This window comes from Bradyrhizobium diazoefficiens, assembly GCF_016616235.1.
Classification (GTDB): Bacteria; Pseudomonadota; Alphaproteobacteria; order Rhizobiales; family Xanthobacteraceae; genus Bradyrhizobium; species Bradyrhizobium diazoefficiens_H.
Genome location: NZ_CP067100.1, coordinates 6,399,817 through 6,419,930, shown reverse-complemented (window position 1 = coordinate 6,419,930; position 20,114 = coordinate 6,399,817). Strand labels below are relative to the sequence as shown.

Here is a 20,114-nt window from a genome sequence, read left to right as displayed (position 1 = left end):
GAGTAATGAGTGTTGCGTTCGCAGGTAGTTCGACCACGGGCCCGTCGCGCGAAGCCGGACCGCTGCGGGTGATGGTCGTCGACGACTCCGTCGTCATCCGCGGCCTCATCTCGCGCTGGATCGGTGCCGAGCACGACATGGAGGTCGCTGCCTCCTTGCGCACCGGGCTCGAGGCGGTCAACCAGCTCGAACGCATCAATCCCGACGTTGCCGTGCTCGACATCGAAATGCCCGAGCTCGACGGCCTTTCGGCGTTACCGCGACTGCTGGCGAAAAAGCGCGACCTCGTCATCATCATGGCTTCGACCCTGACCCGCCGCAACGCGGAGATCAGCTTCAAGGCGCTGTCGCTCGGCGCAGCTGATTACATTCCGAAGCCGGAATCGACGCGCGAGGCGCAGGCCGCGGATATCTTTCATCACGACCTGATCCAGAAGATCCGTCACCTCGGCGCACGCCTGCGCCGCAAGCCCGCGGTCGCGAGCCCGCCGCTGGCGCCCGCGAGCGCGGCTCCGGCTGCACGCGGAGCGGCCGTTGCGCGGCCTGCCCCGCCCACGGCGGCTCCGGCCGCGCAAGCGCCGTCGTCAGGGCCGCTGTCGACGCGCCCGTTCTCGACCCAGGCTCCGAAGGTGCTGCTGATCGGCTCCTCGACCGGCGGCCCGCAGGCGCTGATGGCGCTCGTCACCGAGCTCGGCCCGGTGATCGATCGCTTCCCGGTGCTGATCACCCAGCACATGCCGCCGACCTTCACCACCATTCTCGCCGAGCATCTGGCGCGCTCGAGCCGCAAGCCGGCGGCGGAGGCCGTCGATGGCGAGCCGGTGAAGCCGGGACGGATTTATCTGGCGCCCGGCGGCAAGCACATGCGCGTCGCGCGCAACGGCGCCGATGTGGCGATCGCGCTCGACGACGGCCCCGCCGTCAATTTCTGCAAGCCCGCGGTGGATCCGCTGTTCACCTCCGCCATCGACATCTGGCACGGCAACATCCTCTCCGTGATCCTGACTGGCATGGGTTCGGACGGCATGCGCGGCGGCAAGGACATCGTTGCGGCCGGCGGCAGCGTGATCGCGCAGGACGAAGCCTCAAGCGTGGTCTGGGGCATGCCGGGCGCGGCGGCCAATGCCGGCATCTGCGCGGCGATCCTGCCGCTCAACCAGATCGGGGCCAAGGTCAACCGCCTGTTCGCGGGAGACCGCTCGTGACGCCGGCGGACTACGATTATCTGCGCAAATTCCTGAAAGAGCGTTCCGGCCTCGATCTCTCCGCGGACAAGCAGTACCTGGTCGAGAGCCGCTTATTGCCGCTCGCGCGCAAGGCAAGTCTTCCTGGCATTCCCGATCTTGTCCTGAAGATCCGGAACGGCGACGGCCGGCTTGCGACCGACGTGGTCGAGGCGATGACCACCAACGAGACCTTCTTCTATCGCGATAAGATCCCGTTCGACCATTTACGTGACACCATCCTGCCGGGCCTGCTCCAGGCGCGCGCGGCACGCAGATCGCTTCGCATCTGGTCGGCGGCATCGTCGACCGGGCAGGAGCCCTATTCGATCGCGATGTGCGTGAAGGAGATGGGTGCGGCCTTCGCCGGCTGGCGCATCGAGATTGTCGCCACCGATCTGTCGCAGGAGGTGCTGGAGAAATCCAGGGCCGGCGTTTACAGCCAATTCGAGGTGCAGCGCGGCCTGCCTATCCAGCATCTGATGAAGTACTTCACGCAGATTGGCGAAGTCTGGCAGCTCAATGCCGACATCCGCGCCATGGTGCAGTTCCGCCAGCTCAATCTGCTGCAGGACTTCTCGCATCTCGGCACATTCGACGTGATCTTCTGCCGCAACGTGCTGATCTATTTCGACCAGGCCACCAAGGCGGTGATCTTCGAGCGCATGGCGAAGTGTCTGGAAGCCGATGGCACACTGCTGTTGGGGGCCGCCGAATCCGTCGTCGGCATCACCGACGCGTTCCGCCCGCTCACAGAGCGCCGCGGCCTCTATCACCTCAACCCCGCGCGCTCGGGCCGCCCGATGGGCGGACTGATGCCGCAATCGCTAAAGGTCGCCGCGGCGCGGTGAGATGCCGCTTCACCCCGCCCCCTTACGGGGAGAGGAAGCAGACTTCACAAAATCGCATGCGGCAGAAACCGCGAGCGGTTGCCCGTGATCGGGCTCTCGTCCTCGCGGATCGACAGGCCGCAGGGCTCGTGGTTCACCAGCCAGCTTCCGATCACCGGATAGAGGCCCGAGAAATTCGGCAGCGGCGCGAGTGCTTGTCGCACAAAGCCTTCGGCGCCGTAAGGTCCCGCCTGCACGTCGAGCGGCATGCCGCCGGACACCAGGGTGACATTGGCGCCTTCGCGCGACAGCAGCGGCTTGCGCACATAGGACGTTCCGAACTCCGCTGCGCGCGGATCGTCTTCGAAGAAGGCCGGCAGCAGATTGGGATGGTTCGGAAACATCTCCCAGAGCAGCGGCAAGATGCCCTTGTTCGAAAGCACCGCTTTCCACGGCGGCTCGATCCAGCGTGTCGGTGCGTCCTTGAGCTTGGCGCCGAAGGCATCGTGGAACATCCATTCCCAGGGATAGAGCTTGAAGGCGAGGGCGATGTCGCTGTTGTCGAGATCGACGAAGCCGCCGGCATCACGCCAGCCGATCTCCTCGATGTCGAGCAGCGTGGTCGAGAGCCCGGCCTGGCGCGCGGTGTCTTCGAGATAGGCGAGCGTGCCGGCGTCCTCGTCATTGCCGGTGGTGCCGGTGAGATGCAGATGGCGGCCACCGGCAATGTCCTTCCACGCTGCGATCAGCCGCTCGTGGATCGAGTTGAACTGGTCAGCGCGTGACGGGATGATGCGACGTTCGATCGCCTGTTCGAGCCAGGTCCATTGAAACACCGCGGCTTCGAAGATCGAGGTCGGCGTATCTGCGTTGTATTCGAGCAGCTTTGCCGGCCCCGCGCCGTCGAACTTCAGGTCGAGCCGGCCATAGAGGCTGCGGTCATCGCGCTGCCAGCTCTCGGCGATCAGGCTCCAGAACGCTTCCGGAAGCTTGAGGCGGCGCAGATAACGCTCGTCGCCGATCACGTGGCCGGCAAGCTCCAGGCACATCGCGTCGATCTCGCCGGTCGGCGTCTCGATACCGCGCTCGATCTCGTCGAGCGTGAAGCCGTAATAGGCGCGCTCGTCCCAATAGCGCTCGCCGTCGATGGTGTGGAAGGCAAAGCCGCATTGCTCGGCGGTCTGCCGCCAATCGTCGCGCTCGGGGCAAACGATGCGCTGCATGGATCAGCCGCCGCCTGAGAAGCCGTGGCCGAACGAGCCGAAGCCGCCGCGGCTCACACTGCTGGAGCCCGAATCGGACGACGAGGAGGAATGGCTTGAGGACTCGCTGCTGAAGAAGCTCGATCGCGACGACCAGCGCGAGCCGCCGCTGCCGCCCGACGAGCTGCTACTGGTGCATGTCGTGGTCGTTTGCCCCGGCACGGCGCCGGGGGAGGGCTCGCAGGTCTGCCGCGGCATCAACGTATAGGCGGTGGTGCCGACCGCGATCGTGCCCATCACCAGCAGCGCGACTTGGCCGGAACGCTTCGCCGGCGGCCGCGATGGCGGCGGCTCGGCTGGCGGCCGGCGCTTGGCAAACTCCTTTTTGGTGGGTTTGTCCGCCATATCAGTTGATCACGTCAGTAGATCATGCAGGCGGCGTTCAAGAGGCCCGCGGCGAGCGAGGACAGGCCGAGCCAGATCGCGGGCGCAAGCTCGCCGGCGGCGATCCGCGCCGACAGGTTCGGCACCGGCACCTTCACGAGAAACAGCACGATGATCTGCACGATCAGCGCGATGATCGCCCAGATCATGCAGTCCAGCACATTGGCCGAATGCGCGATGGCGCTGACCAGCGGCGCGACGAAGCCGAGCAGGCTGAGCCCGAGCGCGATCGCGGCGGCCGGCTCGTTGTCGCGGATCAGCTGGAACTCGTTGTGCGGGGTGATGCGGGTGTAGACGAACAGGTACGCCACGATCGCAATCAGCCCGGTGCAGAAATAGACCAGGAAGGCTGGCAGGCCGGCGAGTGATTGCAGGATCATCGTTCCCCCATCGTGCAGCGACCATTCGTCGGCGGGGGGAGGATAGCGGTTCAAACATTAAGCTTCGGATGAAGCTACCCAAAAAACAAAACCCCGCCATTTGCGGCGGGGTCCAGGCTGGGAGGAGCAAGCCCCTGCGGCTTGCGACGTAGACTGATCAGGCGGGAATGCGCTCTTCGTGCTCGTGCGGCTCGCGCAGCACGTAGCCGCGGCCCCACACGGTCTCGATGAAATTGCGGCCTTCGGAGGCGTTGGCGAGCTTCTTGCGGAGCTTGCAGATGAAGACGTCGATGATCTTCAGCTCGGGCTCGTCCATGCCGCCATAGAGGTGGTTGAGGAACATTTCCTTCGTGAGCGTGGTGCCCTTGCGCAAGCTGAGCAGCTCCAGCATCTGATATTCCTTGCCGGTCAGATGCACGCGCTGGCCGCCGACTTCCACCGTCTTGGTGTCGAGATTGACGACGAGGTCGCCGGTCTGGATGACCGACTGGGCATGGCCCTTGGAGCGGCGCACGATCGCGTGGATGCGGGCCACCAGCTCGTCCTTGTGGAAGGGCTTGGTCATGTAGTCGTCGGCGCCGACGCCGAGACCCTTGACCTTGTCCTCGATGCCGGCGAGGCCGGAGAGGATTAGAATCGGTGTCTTGATCTTGGAGACCCGGAGCTGCTTGAGCACATCGTAGCCGGACATGTCGGGCAGGTTGAGGTCGAGGAGAATAATGTCGTAATCGTATAATTTACCGAGATCGACGCCTTCTTCCCCCAAATCGGTCGTGTAGACGTTGAAGCTCTCAGACTTCAGCATCAGCTCGATCGACTGCGCGACGGCGCTGTCATCTTCAATCAGCAAAACGCGCATGCCAGTTCCCCATAGTCGCCGCTCCTGGGCGTCAGGTCGGCCGCATTCGCGGCACTCAACAAAACGCCTTTGAACAACTGATTCGGATCCTGACAACAGATGGTTAACAAATCCTGATTCTGGAACGCAAGTCCCCTGGGTGCAATTTTTATCGAATCGCCCTAAGGTCTTGCGTGAGAAGCAGCTTTCGTCACCCGATTCCGTTCAAGCTCCACTTTAAGAGACGGGCCTAACCGACTCCCGCGACTCAGCCTTCTTCTGAAGGGGAGCCACGCTCAGTCACAAAGACAGTGACGCAATGATTAATGATGCGGGTAAACACGGAGTTAAGCGCCGTTCAGAAATATGGCGAAACTTAAGGTTTCGCCATGAAGTGCGGAAATCGCGAAAGCGACCACCTCATGAAGGCCCTCTGATGAAGGCGTGCTCCCTATGAAGGCGTGGTCCATATGAAAGCTCTTGCCGATCAGATCGGCGATATCGACGGCGTCAACATTTATGGCCGCGTCGTCGGTGTGCGCGGCCTCATGGTGGAGGTGGCCGGACCCATCCACGCGATGTCGGTCGGCGCGCGGCTCGTGATCGAGACTGGTGCCAGTCGCTCCATTCCCTGCGAGGTGATCGGCTTCTCCGGCAACAACGCCGTTGTAATGCCGTTCGCCGGGCTCGACGGCGTGCGCCGCGGCTGCAAGGCGGTGATCGCCAATGCCGCAAATCAAGTGCGGCCATCGTCGGCCTGGCTCGGCCGCGTCGTCAACGCACTGGGCGAGCCGATCGATGGCAAGGGTCCGTTGCCGCAAGGTTCCTCGCCGATGCCGTACCGCAATTCGCCGCCGCCGGCGCATTCGCGCAAGCGTGTCGGCGCGCCGCTCGATCTCGGCGTGCGCGCGATGAACACCTTCCTCACCTGCTGCCGCGGCCAGCGCATGGGCATTTTCGCAGGCTCCGGCGTCGGCAAATCCGTGCTGCTCTCGATGCTCGCGCGCAACGTCGATGCCGCAGTCAGCGTCATCGGGCTGATCGGCGAACGCGGCCGCGAGGTGCAGGAGTTCTTGCAGGACGATCTCGGCGAGGAGGGCCTGGCGCGCTCCGTCGTGGTGGTCGCAACCTCCGACGAGCCGGCGCTGATGCGCCGGCAGGCGGCCTATCTGACGCTCGCGGTCGCCGAATATTTTCGCGACGAAGACAAGGACGTCTTGTGCCTGATGGACTCGGTGACGCGCTTTGCAATGGCGCAGCGCGAGATCGGCCTGTCCGCCGGCGAGCCGCCGACCGCCAAGGGCTACACGCCGACCGTCTTCACCGAGCTGCCGAAGCTTTTGGAGCGCGCCGGGCCGGGCCTCGGCGAGGGCGCTATCACCGCGATCTTCACGGTGCTGGTCGACGGCGACGATCATAACGAGCCGATCGCGGACGCCGTCCGCGGCATCCTCGACGGCCATATCGTGATGCAGCGCTCGATCGCGGAGCGCGGTCGCTACCCCGCCATCAACATCCTCAAATCCGTCTCCCGCACCATGCCGAAATCGGCCGATCCAGAGTTCTGGCCGACCATTCAGCGGGCGCGCCAGGTGATGGCGACCTATGCCGATATGGAGGAATTGATCCGGTTAGGGGCCTATCGGGCCGGCTCCAGCCCCGAGGTCGACGAGGCGATCCGCCTGCACGAGCCGCTGGAAGCGTTCCTGCGCCAGCGCAAGGACGAAAATGCATCACTGGCCGACGGCTATCGCCAGTTGGCGCAAATCCTCGGTAATTTGGAAACGGAACGCTAACTTTGTCCGGTCATCATCCGATCCCACAGAGTAGCAGAGCCGGTCTTGGCCCGAATTGGGCCTGTGGGGAGACCGGTGTTGTCCCACGCGCAGCCAGGGGACTTCTGGGGAGTACGAGTCGATGAAGTCACGAGATACCCTCATCCGCCTGAAGAAGTTTCAGGTCGACGAGAAGCGCCGCCGGGTCACCCAGATCGAGACCATGATCGCCGACTTCCAGCGGATGTCGGTGGATCTCGAACGCGAGATCCAGACCGAGCAGGAGCGCGCCGGGATCAACGATCCCTCGCACTTCGCCTACCCAACCTATGCCAAGGCTGCGATCCAGCGCCGCGAGAACCTGACCCGCTCGGCCGATGAGCTCAAGGGCCAGCTCGACGAAGCCAAGGCCGCGCTGGCCGAGGCCTTCGAGGAGCTGAAGAAGGTCGAGCTGCTCGACGAGCGCGACCAGGCCCGCGAACGCGCCGAGGAAAACGCCCGCGAGCAGGCCGACCTCGACAGCATCGGCCTGATGCGCGCCCGCATCGGGGCCGTCGCCTAGGGCCTGCAGCCAACCTGCCGAGAATTCGCGAAACCCGGACCGCGAGGTCCGGGTTTTTGCATTTGCTGTCCACAGTGTGGCGCCGCGCCCCCTTGGTGGTCGGCTTGGCCGCGCGCTATGGTAGCGGACATGAATGCGGTGCCGGCGGCGGAGGTGTTCACCTCTCCCTTTGGGAGAGGTGAAGGACGGCGAGCCGCGCGTTGGGGGGCTGAATGCTGACGCCAGCTGAGCTGGTCGGGCTGATTGAGGCCGTCGCCAAGGGCGATCAGGCCGCGTTCGAGCGCCTCTACGCCGCCACGCGCGCGAAACTCTATGGCGTCGTGCTCCGTATCTTGCGCCGGCAGGATCTCGCAGAGGAGGTCATTCAGGAGACCTACGTCAAGATCTGGAACAGCGCCGGCCAGTTCAATCCGGCCCTGTCGTCGCCGATCACATGGATGGTGTCGATCGCGCGCAACCGCGCTATCGACATCGTGCGCAAGAAGACGGAAGTCTCGATCGAGGAACAGCCTCAGGCGATGGAGGTTGCGGCCGACAGTCCCGATCCGCTGGCACGCAGGGAGATGACCGAGGAATTGAAGCGGCTCCTCGAATGCATCGGCCGGCTCGAGCCGGATCGCCAGCGGCTCGTGCTTCTCGCCTATTACAACGGCTGGAGCCGCGAGCAACTGGCGGAGAAATTCGCCGCGCCCGTCAACACGGTGAAGACGTGGCTGCGGCGCAGCATGCTGGATATCCGCGAGTGTCTCGGACTTTAGAGGATGACGAGAGTGTGTATGCTGGCGCAGCGTTCTCGCTTCACCTCTCATGGAGGGAGAGGTCGGACTGCATCGCAAGATGCAATCCGGGTGAGGGCTTACGCTCTCTCATGGGACCTGAACCCCTCACCCGATTTGCACAAGACGATGCTTCGCATCGCCCGGGGCAAATCGACCTCTCCCTTCAGGAGAGGTGAAGGAAAGTGATGGCCTACACGGAGGACCATATCGCGCTCGCCGCGGAATATGCGCTCGGTACGCTCGACGCCGAGGAGCGCGCGCAGGTCGAGACCATGATGGCGGTGGACGAGGCGTTCGCCGACGTCGTGCAGGCCTGGTCTTACCGGCTCGGCGTCCTCAACCAGATGGTTGGCAATATCGAGCCGCGGCCGATCGTGTGGGAGAACATCAGGTCCGAGATCGCGCGCACGGCGCTTGCGCAGGAGCCGCCGGCTCCATCCGCAGTCGAGCTGCCGCCATCTCCGCCGGTCGAAACTGCGCCGCCGGATTTGCCATCGGAGCAGACGCCGGAGCCGCAGCCTGCCGAGGCGGAGCAGCCCGAGACGATGCGCTCGGCACCGGATGCGATTGGCGACATCGCGCCGGTCTTCATGCCGCAGGTCCATGCGCCCGATCCCGAGGTCGCGCGCGCACCGCAGGTGCCGATCGTCGACGACACCAACGTCATCTATCTCGAAAGCCACGTGAAGCGCTGGCGCACCATCACCTCCGTCGTTGGTGCGCTCGCGGCCGCGCTGGTGGTGACGCTGTCGATGCAGATCTTCCGCCCCGACGCGCTGCCGGGCGCGCTGCGTCCCGCACCGCGCATCCAGACCGTGGAGGTGAAGACACCGGCGGCGCCGCTCGCCGCCTCGGCGCAATACGTGGCGCTGCTGCAGGGCCAGGGCGGCGGGCCCGCTTTCATCCTCACCATCGATGGCGCGACGCGGAATTTCACGGTGCGCAAGGTCGGCGCGACGCCGGAGCCCGGCAAGAGTTTTGAGCTCTGGCTGATCTCCGACAAGCTGCCGCGCCCGCGCTCGCTCGGCGTGATCGGCACGGGCGATTTCACGGCACGTCCGGTGCTCGGCGCCTACGATGCCGACGTGGTCAGCGACGCCACCTACGCCGTCACCGTCGAGCAGGCCGGCGGCTCGCCCAGCGGCCAGCCGACCTCGGCGCCGGTGTTTTCCGGCAAGCTGATCGAGACCGTGCCGCCGGCGCTGCCGCAGGCGCCCGCGAAGAAGTAGGTGCCGTAGCCCGCGTTCTGTCGCCACGGTCCATTCCGCAGTCGCATTCCGACAAATCCCGCCAAATCCTACCCCGATTTGAACCTCCCCCCGATTCGAGGCGTCAAATGCCGGAACTTGCAAGTCGGCATCGCCGATCATGATGCCGGAGAGGGGCAGGAAATCAGATGGATGCAGCAAGAACGCCGGGCATCTTCGTCCACCAATATGCGGGACTGCCGCACGGTCCGGCTTTCGAACATTGGCGCGAGCGGGCCTTCGGTCCCTGCGGCCTCGACATCGGACCGAGCCACGGCGACAGCATCGATTGCCGGCTCCAGGTCAGCGTGGTCGACAATGTCACGCTCGCCATTCCCGAAGGCGCCTCCGCGCAATATTCGCGTTACCAGAGCCATCTTGCCGATGGCAGCGACGATCTGGTGCTGATCGCGGCCCATGCCGGCCTCGTCCGGGTCGGGCAGAACGGCCATGCCGTCGAGCTTGCGCCAGCGCAGATGGTGCTGGTCGATATGAGCGTCACCGGCACCGTCGGCCACACCGAGGAAGACCGCTTCACCTCGATCCGCATGCCGCGCCGCGCACTGCTCGACATCAATCCGCGCGCCGAGGACAAGCTGTCGCAAGTGCTCTGCGACGGCGCGGTCGCCGAGACCATCTTCCGCTATCACGCGCTTGCTGCCCATCATGCGCCGCATCTCGACGCCGTCGGCCAGCGTCTCACCGCGCAGCACATGGTCGATCTCGTCGGCCTCTTGCTCAGCACCGATGCCGAGCATGCGAGCCTCGCTCGCGGGCGCGGACATGCGGCGGCGCGGCTCGATCTCATGCGTGCCAACGTCATGGCTGCGCTCGGCCGCAACGATCTTTGCCTGTCCGAGATCGCCACGCGCTCGGGGCTTAGCCCGCGCCAGGCGCAGCGCCTGTTCGAGCAGGCCGGTACCACCTTCACCGAATTCGTGCTGGAGCAGCGCCTCCTACAGGCGCGCAAGCTGCTCGGCGATCCCCGCGCCAGGGCGCGCAAGATCAGCGACATCGCGCACGCCTCGGGCTTCTCGGATCTGTCCTATTTCAACCGCGCCTTCCGCAAGCGCTTTGGCGCGACGCCGTCGGAGCTGCGCGAGGTATAAGCGGCGATTTTTGCGGGTCGTGGCTGGAAGAAGGGCCTTGCACCTTCCGTCGCTGCGCTCGCAATGACCGGGTAGCCAGACATGAGAAAGCGCCCGTGGGGGGCGGGCGCTTTCTGTAGTCGACTTGGGGTTGGGGTCGTCTACATATCCACGTGGCGACTTTGGGGGGCTGGTAAAGAGCCGCGTGAATTCACAAAACTCGTCAAATCTCCTTATCGAACGAGGGACGCGTTCGAGCTGGTGATAACAACCGGCTTGCCGGCCTTGATGACGCGGGCAGTCTGGGTCAGGCCTTCGTCCGAACCCGAGCGCGCCGTGATGCCGAGGCCCGCCACCACGATCCCTGCGACGAGGGCCACGACCACGATCTTCAGATGGGTCGAGCGATCAGCGCTGTAGATCGAGTGGTTCATGGAAGGCTCCTGCCGCCATCTACCCGAAGTAGTCGCTGCCCTGTTCGGGCAGGTTCATGCTTCCGGTGCCCAACAACCTAGTATTGGGGGGATTCGTTCCCAAGGGGCGATCACAAGAGCGTGACAGGACGTGAAAGGACGCGATCAAAACCGACGCTGGATCGTTCGATTATATAATTATTTCAAAGCTGTAATGTACCTGTAAGAAGCCCTCTCGGTCTTTGGTCGACAAGGCCCCAGGAACTCAAAAACCATTTGCCTGTGGCCGAAAAACACACGGCTTCTTAAGACAAATCAGATGCTTCCGACCGTTTTCAACCTCGCCCTAGGGTGGATTTCAGCCTGCGACAGCACCGTCGTCTGCGCCCGGAACCGCTCGACGAGAGAACGCACGAACGGGCGAATTGCCGCAGAGGTGACCAGCACCGGAGCTTCGCCTTCGCGCGCGGCGCGCTCGAACGCCTCGCGCACCGCGGTCATGAACTCCGACAGCTTTGACGGCTGCATCGCGAGGCTGCGCTCTTCGCCCTGACCGATGATGGATTCGGCAAAGGCCTGTTCCCAGCGCGCCGACAGCGCGATCAGCGGCAGATAGCCGTTGTAGGAGATGTTTTGTGCACAGATCTGCCGCGCCAGGCGAGCGCGGACGTGCTCGACCATGGTGGCGGGATTGCGCGAGAAGGCGAGCGAGTCGGCGATGCCTTCGAGAATGGTCGAGAGATCGCGGATCGAGATGCGCTCGGCCAGCAGCAGCTGCAGCACGCGCTGGATACCGGAGACCGTGACCTGTCCCGGCACGATGTCCTTGACCAGCTCGCTCTGCTCCTTCGGCAGCTCCTTGAGCAGCTTCTGCACCTCGCCATAGGAGAGCAGGTCCGACATGTTGGCCTTGAGCAGCTCGGTGAGATGGGTCGAGAGCACGGTGGCGGCGTCGACGACGGTGTAGCCCTTGAGCGAGGCCTCTTCCTTGAGGCTGGCGTCGACCCAGGTCGCGGGCAGGCCGAAGGTCGGCTCGGTGGTGTGGATGCCGGGCACCTGCACCTGGCTGCCGCCGGGGTCCATGACCATGAACTGGTTCGGCCAGATCTTGCCGGTGCCGGCGTCGACCTCCTTGATCTTGATGATGTAGGTGTTGGCCTCGAGCTGGACGTTGTCGAGGATGCGTACCGCCGGCATCACGAAACCCATCTCGATCGCCAGCGAGCGGCGCAGCGCCTTGATCTGCTCGGTGAGGCGGTCGGTGCCGTCGGGGCCGTTGACCAGCGGCAAGAGAGCATAGCCGAGCTCGATCTTGAGGTCGTCGATCTTCAGCGCGGCCGAGATCGGCTCCTCGGCCGCGGCAGTGCCCGGCGCGCCCGGCGTTCCCGGAGCGGGCGCGGCCTTGGCCGCTTCCTCGGCCTTGGCGGTCACCCGGTTACGATTGCGCGCGTTCCAGGCCAGCGCGCCGGCGCCGGCGCCGAGCGCCAGGAAGGGGATGGTCGGAATGCCCGGCAGGGCCGCCAGCACCAGCATGACCGCCGAGGACATCGCCAGCGCCTGCGGATAGCCGGAGAACTGCTTCATCAGCGCCTTGTCGGCGGCGCCGGACACGCCGGCCTTGGAGACGAGCAGGCCGGCCGCGGTCGAGACGATCAGCGCCGGCACCTGGGTGACGAGGCCATCACCGACGGTCAGCAGCGTGTAGCTGCGACCGGCGTCGGCGAAGGACAGGCCCTGCTGCGCCACGCCGATGATCATGCCGCCGACGACGTTGATGAAGACGATCAACAGGCCGGCGATGGCGTCGCCCCGGACGAATTTGGAGGCACCGTCCATGGCGCCGAAGAAGCCGCTCTCGTCCTCCAGCTCCTTGCGCCGGTGCTTGGCAACCTTCTCGTCGATCAGGCCGGCAGAGAGGTCGGCGTCGATCGCCATCTGCTTGCCGGGCATGGCATCGAGGTGGAAGCGCGCGGCGACTTCGGCGATACGGCCCGAACCCTTGGTGATGACGACGAAGTTGACGATGATCAGGATGGCGAAGACGATGATGCCGATGACGAAATTGCCGCCCATCACGAAGCTGCCGAAGGCTTCGATGACGTGACCGGCGGCAGCCGTACCCTCGTGCCCGTGCGACAGGATCAGGCGGGTCGAGGCCATGTTGAGCGACAGGCGCAGCATGGTCGAGATCAAGAGGACGGTCGGGAAGGCGGAGAATTCCAGCGGCGTCTGGATGAACAGCGACGTCATCAGGATCAGGATCGAAAGCGTGATCGAGATCGCCAGGAACAAGTCCAGCACGATCGCCGGCAAGGGCAGGATCAGCACCACCAGGATGGTGAGGACGCCGAGCGCGAGTGCAATGTCGCCGCGCTTGAGGATGCTGACGATGTCGTTGAGAGACGGGATGCTTGGCTTCGCGCTGCCTACGCCCTGTCCTGCGGTGACGTCGACCATGGTAGCTGCCTCCCCGCGCGACTGCCGTCCGCGCGCCCCAAACGTCTGCGCGGCGGCCGATGGGCCGCCGCTCCGAAAGTGAGGCACCGCACTGGCGTCCACGGGGACTCCCGTTCTACCCGGCTGACGACACTCGACTTCACCCGGCAATTCTTGCCGGGTGTATGGTTAGCAAAGGGTTAACGGAGGGCGGCGGAGCGGGTGTTTCGGGGCCACCGGCGTCATTTCGGGCCTCGCGCCAAGGGGCGCGCCCCGGAATGACGGTTGGGCCTACTTCGCTTTCTCCATCTTGGTCACGGTGTACCCGGAAGCCGCCTCCTCGGCCTCGAAGGTGACCTTGTCGCCGACCTTCACCTGCTTGAGCATCGCGGGATCCTTGACGCGGTAGACCATGGTCATGGGTTCATCCATGCCGAGGCTCTTGGCCGGGCCGTGCTTGAGCGTGATCTTGCCGGCGCTTTCATCGACCTTCTTGACTTCGCCGCTGATCGGGGCGCCCTGCGCCGCAGCTGCGCCAAAGGTCGGGCCCAGCGCCAACGCGAGCGCTGCGGTGAGTCGGATCATCGGTTTCATGGCTTTCTCCGCTGCTTCATTTCGCGGTGACGTGGCCGATCATGCCGTAGTCGCGATGGTCGGGAATCAGGCAGGAAAATTCGAACGTGCCAGCCTTGGTGAACTTCCAGAGGATCTCGGCGGTCTTGTTCGGCGCCAGCCTGACGCCGTTGGGATCGTCATGTTCCATGTGCGGATGCTTCTTCATCACCTCGGCATGCGCGAGATTCTCCTTGGGCGTGGCAAGCAGGAATTCATGGTCCTCCTTGCCGACATTGCGCAGCACGAAGCGGATCTGCTCGCCGCGTTTCACCGTGATGTTCGACGGCTCGTAGGACATCTCGCTCATCGCGATCTCGATGGTGCGCGCCAGTTTCCTGGGGTCGCCGGGCTCGCCGGCCGAAAAACTCCCATGCGCGTGATGCTCATGGGCAAGCACGGGCGCGATCCCAAGCGCGGCCAGGGCCAAGGCGAGTTTGATCGTCTTCATCTTCTTGTTCTCCGGTTGGTGGTTCAACGCTACATCTTCATTTTGTGCATCGGCGGACCGGGCTGGCGCGCCGGCGCTGCATCGGGTGCTTCGACCTCGTAGGCGACGGTGCCCTTCGGGAATTGGTAAGGGCCGGGATCGCGGTAATCGTCGCGCGCGAGGTCCTCGCGGATCTTCATCACCGTGAACATGCCGCCCATCTCGATCGGTCCGAACTGGCCGGTACCCGTCATCATCGGCAGCGTGTTGTCGGGCGCGGGCATCTCCATGTTGCCCATCGCCATGCCGGACTGGCCCATCACCATCGCGTCGGGCGCGAGCTTGCCGACCGCCTTGGCGAGATCCTTGCGCGACACGCCGATCAGGTTGCGCATGTCGTGCCCCATCGCATTCATGGTGTGGTGCGACTTGTGGCAATGGAACGCCCAGTCGCCGGGATTGTCGGCGAGCACGTCGAACACGCGCACGGCCCCGACCGGCACGTCGGTCGTCGTCTCCGGATATTGCGCACTCTGCGGAATCCAGCCGCCGTCGGTGCAGGTCACCGCAAAGCTGTGACCGTGCAGATGGATCGGATGGTTGGTCATGCTGAGATTGCCGATGCGCACGCGCACCTTGTCGCCGAGCCGTACCGGCAGCGGATCGATGCCGGGAAACACCCGCGCATTCCAGGTCCACATGTTGAAATCTGTCATCTCGTTGACCCTCGGCAGATAGGTGCCGGGATCGACGCGGTAGGTGCTCATCACGAAGACGAAGTCGCGGTCGACGGGACGGAAGCTTTGATCGCGCGGATGCACGACGACCATGCCCATCATGCCCATTGCCATCTGCACCATCTCGTCGGAATGCGGGTGGTACATGAAGGTCCCGCTCTTCTTCATCTCGAACTCGTAGACGAAGGTCTTTCCGGGCTGGATGTGCGGCTGGTTCAGTCCTCCGACACCGTCCATGCCGCTCGGGATGATCATGCCGTGCCAGTGCACGGTGGTGTATTCGGGCAGGCGGTTAGTGACGAAGATGCGGACCTTGTCGCCCTCGACCGCCTCGATCGTGGGGCCCGGCGACTGGCCGTTGTAGCCCCAGAGGTTCACCTTCATGCCTTCGGCGAATTCGCGCACCACCGGCTCGGCGACGAGATGGAATTCCTTCCAATCGCCGCTCATGCGAAACGGGAGTGACCAGCCATTGAGCGTCACCACGGGACGATAGTCGGGCCCGCCAGTGGGGTGCAGCGGCGGCTGCATCACCACTTTGTCCATGTGCGGTGCTTCCGGGATCGCGGCCGCCTGGACGCGGCCGCTGACGACGGAGGCGCTTGCAAGCGCGGCCGTGCCCAAAAATCCTCGGCGGGAAAACATGCTGGCCTCCATGTCAGTGACCTCCGTCGGCAGGGACTGCCGCGGCGATGGTGGTAGGATTGTCGCCACCGGCTGCAGGCGCGCCGCCGCCATTAATGACGGTCTGCAGGTCGGATTGCGCTAGGAAAAAGCGCTGCTTCGCATCGATCGCGCCGCGCAACGAGGCGAGGCGCTGCCGCGCTTCGGTGAGCAGCGCGAAGATATCGACCTGCATGCTGGAGAAGCGTAGCTGCATCTCCTCGGTGATGATCTTGCGCAGCGGCAGGATCTCGCGCTGGTAATGGCTGGCGATGTCGTAGGTCGAGCGGTAGGTCCGGTAGGTTTCACGCGCCTCCGAGCGGACGTTGACCGCGCGCTCGGTGAGGCGGTTGAACGCGAGATTGTAGGTCTCCGCCGCCTGCCGCACCCGCACCTCGCCGCCGTCGAAGATCGGGATCTGGAACTGGATGTCGAAGCCCCGCTCGCGGAACGGCGGCCCTTCCGGATCCTGGGTGCGGCGGGAGATGCCGGCGAGATCGAGCAGCGTCACGAAGCGCGTCGCCTCTGTGAGATCAAGCGATTTGGCCAGCCCCGCCAGCTCCAGCCGCGCGATCTGCAGGTCGATGCGATGGGCCACTGCGTCGGCTTCTATCGAGGGCAGCGCCAGCGGGTGGCGCGGCAATGGCGGCAATCGGTTGGGCAGACGGAAGTCGAGGTCACCGTCCCACAGGCCCATCAGCCGCGCCAGCTTTTCGCGGGCGCTCGTCGCCGCCTGCCGCGCGCCGGCAAGGTCGGCGGTGGTCTCGGCGTAAAACACCTGCTCGCGGGCCTGGTCGAGCTTGTTGAGCGAGCCGGTCTCGCCGAGCTTGACCGCAAGCTGCGCGGTCGATTCGGCCGTCGTCTTGCCGTCGGTGAGCAGCACTACCATTTCGTTGCCGGCGACGGCGATGACGTAGGCGCGGCGTACGTCTGCGGCGAGCCGCAATGTCGCCAGTGCTGCGCGCAACTGCGCCTGGCGAAAACGCTCGCGGGCGATGTCGGAGCGGAACGGCAGGGTGGCGAGCGCGAGGATGTCGCCGACCACTTGGCGCTCGACCTCGCTGGCGCCATTGCCGGAGATCCGTGAGACCGAGAACACCGGATTGGGCGGCAGACCCTGCTCGACCAGATCGGTCTCGGCTAGCGCCAGCTCGTTATAGGCTGCTTGCAGACCCTTGTTGTTGAACAGCGCGATCTGCACGGCAGTATCTACGCTGAGCGTCCGCGACAACAGCTGGCGAACGCGCTCATCGACCGCGCCGGCGCTATCGGCTGTCCGCACGAAGGCGACATCCTTGTTGATGGTCTGACTCGTCAACTCCGAGACGGCATTCATGCCGCCGTCGGGCGAGAATGCGGCGCAGCCAGACAGGCCGAGCGCCGCGAGAACGAGCAAGCCTGGCGCCAGGTAATGTGTCATGGCGCGCTCCTACCGGTCTTGCTTCGGCTGCGGCGCGACGCCGTCGTTGCGGTCGCGCCATGGCGCCGGCGTTGCTGGCCGCAGGCTGGTGTAGGGCGCGATGGCGGGCCGATAGCCGATAGGCGGAACCTTCGCCGCCGGATCGGCAGGATCGGCGCCCGCGACCTGCGTGGTCACCGGCATGCAGCCGGACAACGCCAGCGCAATCGCGGCCAGCAGCGGCCAGTTAGATGGAGAGTATCGTCCACACGCGGCAGATGCGCCGGCGGACTCCGCCCCGGAAAGCGTAAGCATGATTCATCCCTGATCTGGAGACCACAGGTCCGCGCGCGCAAAAGCGCGCACGGCCCGACATCGTCGCGTCAGATCAGGCGATGGGAGGGCGGTAATGCAGGGGCGGCGCCGCGCTGTGCAGGCTGACCACGATCTCGGGCGCGCAGGCGGAGATCGGCTGAAGCGGCTTGGCAAATATGGGCAGATCGGCCGGCAGCGCGCTCACGCACATCATCGCGCAACACGGGCCAACGTGGCCCTTGCCGTTCTGGTGATGCGGGGCGGGGGCATCCTGTGCGGCCGCATGGTGGCGCATTCCCGCGTGGTCATGCGGCACATCGCCATGCGCATGGCTCGCATGCATCTGGTGATGCGCCGGCACGAGATCGGCCAGCACGGCTTCATCACCGAGGCAGGGCGTTGCGCCGTTCCCCCAGGCAAGTGCCGCGGCCGGCGCGAGCACGCAGAACAAATAGGCGAGGGCGATGAGGCGCCCCACCCTGATCCGCATCGATCGTGTCAATCGCAGCAACATTCCGCTGGCACGCCTTTCGCGCGGCATGGTTGCACACGCAGATTGCAAACTAATGGCAAGGCGCGCTTTCGCCAAGCTCTTCTTACCGCAGCGCACAGCGCATGCCCATTATCGCGGCACGATGCTTGACGGTGAGGCGCTCGGTGAACATGGTTCGGCCCGTGCACGCACCAAATCACCCAGGACAAAAACCGCCGTCCTTCACCCCCGATTCCCGTCAGGCCTGGGTGCGGCTCGTCATTGCACTTGTGATCGGCTCGATTGGCGCCGTCGGCATGTGGGCGGTCGTGGTCGTGATTCCCGTGGTGCAGAGCGAATTCGCCGCCACGCGCGGCGCGGTGTCGCTGGCCTTTACGCTGATGATGTTCGGTTTCGGCCTCGGCGGCGTGATCGCCGGCAAGATCACCGACCGGTTCGGCATCGTGCCGGCGATGGCGATCAGCATCGCCTTCCTCGGCGTCGCCAATGTGCTCGCGGGCCTGTCGACGCAGCTTTGGCAATTCGTGGCGGCCTATTTTCTCATCGGTCTTGGCACCTCGGCGACCTTCGCGCCGCTGATGGCGGAGGCCTCGCACTGGTTCGAGCGCTATCGCGGGCTCGCTGTGACCATCGTCGCGAGCGGCAATTACGTTGCCGGCACGGTCTGGCCGCCGATCGTGAGCTACGGCACGCAGACCCTGGGCTGGCGCACCACCCATATCGGCATCGGCCTCGTCTGCGCCAGCCTGATGACCATTCTGGTGCTGCTTCTGCGCAAGCAGATGGGCGATGAAAGCGTCCGCAATCACGCCAATGCGCCGCCGCCGCGGGTCGATCTCAAGCTCTCGACCAACACGCTGACGGTGCTGCTCTCGATCGCCAGCATCTCCTGCTGCGTCGCGATGGCGATGCCGCAGGTGCATATCGTCGCCTATTGCGGCGACCTCGGCTACGGCGTGGCACGCGGCGCCGAGATGCTGTCGCTGATGATGGGCTGCGGCATCGTCAGCCGGATCGGCTCGGGCTATCTCGCCGACAAGATCGGCGGCATCCGCACGCTGCTGATCGGATCGCTGGCACAGGGCTTTGCGCTGGTGTTCTATCTGTTCTTCGACAGCCTCTCCTCGCTCTACCTGATCTCCGCGATGTTCGGCCTGTTCCAGGGCGGCATCGTGCCGAGCTACGCCATCATCGTACGCGAGGCGATGCCGGCGAGCGAAGCCGCAACCCGCGTCGGCATCGTGATCTTCGCCTCCGTGTTCGGCATGTCCTTTGGCGGCTGGGTCTCGGGCGTGATCTTCGACGCCACCGGCTCCTATGCCGCGGCGTTCGCCAACGGCGTGGCGTGGAACGCGCTCAACATCGGCATCGTGCTGACGCTGCTGATCCGCGCGCGGTTGAATTCGGCAAAGGCGGATCCGGGCTTCGCAACCTAAATCGCCTGTCTTCAGATGCTGGCTGCTAGCGCTTCCGCTTTGCGGCCGACTTGGCGGGCTTGGCCGGGCGCGCCTTGGCCTTGGCGGCCGGCTGCACCCGCAGCCCATCGACGAACACATCCAGCATCCGCAGCACCGAGGATTGCCAGCCGGGCTGGTCGTGCATGTAGCACATGCCGACGAGCGCCCGCAGCAAATCCTCCGGGCTGACATCACCGCGCATCTCGCCAGCTGCGACCGCGCGGTTGAGCAAGGAGCCGATCGCCTTGGTCAGCCGGTCCATCGAGAACGCGGCGAGGTCCGACGAGCTCTGGAACGTCAGGGCCAGCGCCGCCGACATGCCCTTCTTGGTGGCAACGAATTCGACGTTGGAGCGGAGCCAGCGCCTGAGCGCATCGACCGGATCCTTGGCATTCTTCAGCTGCTCGGCGAGCTCGCCGAGCTGCTCGACTTCGCGCCGGTACACGGCTTCGAACAGATCCTCGCGCGTCGGAAAATGCCGGTAGAGCGTGCCGATGCCGACGCCGGCGCGTTTTGCCACCGCTTCCAGGCTTGCCTCGGGACCGCCCGCATTGAACACGACCTTGGCGGCCTCGAGCACGCGCTCGCGATTGCGCACGGCATCGGCGCGGGGCTTGCGGGTGTGGTCGGTGTGGTCGTGCATGCCGGCAATGTAGATCACGAATTGGTTAGATTGAACCCTTGTCGAACACTTGGCGAGCCGCATCGCGTTGTACGCGCATGGACTTTTGATGATTTCCAAATATTTTTCGGCGGCCCTTGTTAAGCGGAGGATGCCTCCGTATTTTCGC

Annotated in this window: 21 protein-coding genes; 8 read left to right on the top strand and 13 right to left on the bottom strand. The window is 64.9% G+C overall.

From position 1 onward, the window contains the following. Positions 1–5: 5 nt before the first annotated feature. Together JJB99_RS30540 and JJB99_RS30535 are read left to right on the top strand one after the other, a co-directional pair. Positions 6–1,205: a protein-glutamate methylesterase/protein-glutamine glutaminase gene (locus JJB99_RS30540; RefSeq protein WP_200495933.1), complete on the top strand. Its 1,200-nt coding sequence runs from the start codon at positions 6–8 to the stop codon at positions 1,203–1,205. Then, positions 1,202–2,074 (top strand): CheR family methyltransferase, encoded by an 873-nt coding sequence (locus JJB99_RS30535; RefSeq protein WP_200495932.1) that lies wholly within the window; start codon positions 1,202–1,204, stop codon positions 2,072–2,074. The genes JJB99_RS30540 and JJB99_RS30535 overlap by 4 nt, the downstream gene beginning before the upstream one ends. A gap of 44 nt (positions 2,075–2,118) precedes the next feature. Here the strand turns inward: JJB99_RS30535 and JJB99_RS30530 are convergent, their stop codons facing one another. From JJB99_RS30530 to ctrA, 4 genes are all read right to left on the bottom strand, one after another. Further along, complete coding sequence (locus JJB99_RS30530) at positions 2,119–3,276, bottom strand: glutathionylspermidine synthase family protein (RefSeq protein ID WP_200495931.1); 1,158 nt, start codon at positions 3,274–3,276, stop codon at positions 2,119–2,121. Between the two features lie 3 nt (positions 3,277–3,279). After that, positions 3,280–3,660 carry a hypothetical protein gene (locus tag JJB99_RS36450; protein ID WP_246775038.1) on the bottom strand — a complete coding sequence of 127 codons (381 nt, stop codon included), beginning with the start codon at positions 3,658–3,660 and terminating at the stop codon, positions 3,280–3,282. Between the two features lie 14 nt (positions 3,661–3,674). Then, positions 3,675–4,079 (bottom strand): DUF350 domain-containing protein, encoded by a 405-nt coding sequence (locus tag JJB99_RS30520; protein ID WP_200495929.1) that lies wholly within the window; start codon positions 4,077–4,079, stop codon positions 3,675–3,677. 157 nt (positions 4,080–4,236) lie between these two features. Next, the gene (ctrA, locus tag JJB99_RS30515; protein ID WP_008138878.1) at positions 4,237–4,938 is read right to left on the bottom strand and encodes a response regulator transcription factor CtrA; all 702 of its coding nucleotides are present in this window, start codon (positions 4,936–4,938) and stop codon (positions 4,237–4,239) included. Between the two features lie 449 nt (positions 4,939–5,387). Between ctrA and fliI the strand changes: the two genes are divergently transcribed. The 5 genes from fliI (at position 5,388) to JJB99_RS30490 (ending at position 10,389) form a co-directional block, all read left to right on the top strand. After that, on the top strand, positions 5,388–6,713 hold the full coding sequence (fliI, locus tag JJB99_RS30510; protein WP_200495928.1) for a flagellar protein export ATPase FliI: 1,326 nt from the start codon (positions 5,388–5,390) through the stop codon (positions 6,711–6,713). 121 nt (positions 6,714–6,834) lie between these two features. Then, a complete protein-coding gene (fliJ, locus tag JJB99_RS30505; RefSeq protein ID WP_011084990.1) occupies positions 6,835–7,254 on the top strand; it encodes a flagellar export protein FliJ in 420 nt (139 codons plus the stop codon). Between the two features lie 212 nt (positions 7,255–7,466). Beyond that, positions 7,467–8,012, top strand: a complete 546-nt coding sequence (locus tag JJB99_RS30500) for a sigma-70 family RNA polymerase sigma factor (protein ID WP_200495927.1) — start codon at positions 7,467–7,469, stop codon at positions 8,010–8,012. A 206-nt stretch (positions 8,013–8,218) separates the two neighbouring features. Continuing rightward, positions 8,219–9,262, top strand: a complete 1,044-nt coding sequence (locus JJB99_RS30495) for an anti-sigma factor (protein ID WP_200495926.1) — start codon at positions 8,219–8,221, stop codon at positions 9,260–9,262. A 167-nt stretch (positions 9,263–9,429) separates the two neighbouring features. Continuing rightward, entirely contained in the window at positions 9,430–10,389 is a 960-nt protein-coding gene (locus JJB99_RS30490) for a helix-turn-helix transcriptional regulator (RefSeq protein WP_200495925.1), read from the top strand. Between the two features lie 212 nt (positions 10,390–10,601). Here JJB99_RS30490 and JJB99_RS30485 read toward each other — a convergent pair whose 3' ends face one another. The 8 genes from JJB99_RS30485 to JJB99_RS30450 form a co-directional block, all read right to left on the bottom strand. Beyond that, a complete protein-coding gene (locus tag JJB99_RS30485) occupies positions 10,602–10,802 on the bottom strand; it encodes a hypothetical protein (RefSeq protein WP_200495924.1) in 201 nt (66 codons plus the stop codon). Between the two features lie 294 nt (positions 10,803–11,096). Then, positions 11,097–13,238 (bottom strand): flagellar biosynthesis protein FlhA, encoded by a 2,142-nt coding sequence (gene flhA / locus JJB99_RS30480; RefSeq protein ID WP_200495923.1) that lies wholly within the window; start codon positions 13,236–13,238, stop codon positions 11,097–11,099. 270 nt (positions 13,239–13,508) lie between these two features. Continuing rightward, positions 13,509–13,811 carry a copper-binding protein gene (locus JJB99_RS30475; protein WP_200495922.1) on the bottom strand — a complete coding sequence of 101 codons (303 nt, stop codon included), beginning with the start codon at positions 13,809–13,811 and terminating at the stop codon, positions 13,509–13,511. A gap of 16 nt (positions 13,812–13,827) precedes the next feature. Then, positions 13,828–14,280, bottom strand: a complete 453-nt coding sequence (locus JJB99_RS30470) for a cupredoxin domain-containing protein (RefSeq protein ID WP_200495921.1) — start codon at positions 14,278–14,280, stop codon at positions 13,828–13,830. A gap of 29 nt (positions 14,281–14,309) precedes the next feature. After that, a complete protein-coding gene (locus tag JJB99_RS30465) occupies positions 14,310–15,641 on the bottom strand; it encodes a copper oxidase (RefSeq protein ID WP_200495920.1) in 1,332 nt (443 codons plus the stop codon). A gap of 13 nt (positions 15,642–15,654) precedes the next feature. Beyond that, entirely contained in the window at positions 15,655–17,079 is a 1,425-nt protein-coding gene (locus JJB99_RS30460; RefSeq protein WP_200495919.1) for a TolC family protein, read from the bottom strand. Positions 17,080–17,088: 9 nt separating this feature from the next. Next, a complete protein-coding gene (locus JJB99_RS30455) occupies positions 17,089–17,373 on the bottom strand; it encodes a hypothetical protein (protein WP_200495918.1) in 285 nt (94 codons plus the stop codon). Positions 17,374–17,446: 73 nt separating this feature from the next. Further along, a complete protein-coding gene (locus tag JJB99_RS30450; protein ID WP_246775037.1) occupies positions 17,447–17,914 on the bottom strand; it encodes a hypothetical protein in 468 nt (155 codons plus the stop codon). 122 nt (positions 17,915–18,036) lie between these two features. On the opposite strand from JJB99_RS30450, the gene JJB99_RS30445 reads away from it, so the two are divergent. Continuing rightward, positions 18,037–19,302 carry an MFS transporter gene (locus JJB99_RS30445; RefSeq protein WP_200500362.1) on the top strand — a complete coding sequence of 422 codons (1,266 nt, stop codon included), beginning with the start codon at positions 18,037–18,039 and terminating at the stop codon, positions 19,300–19,302. 25 nt (positions 19,303–19,327) lie between these two features. Here the strand turns inward: JJB99_RS30445 and JJB99_RS30440 are convergent, their stop codons facing one another. Further along, positions 19,328–19,966 (bottom strand): TetR/AcrR family transcriptional regulator, encoded by a 639-nt coding sequence (locus tag JJB99_RS30440; protein ID WP_200500361.1) that lies wholly within the window; start codon positions 19,964–19,966, stop codon positions 19,328–19,330. Between the last annotated feature and the right edge of the window lie 148 nt (positions 19,967–20,114).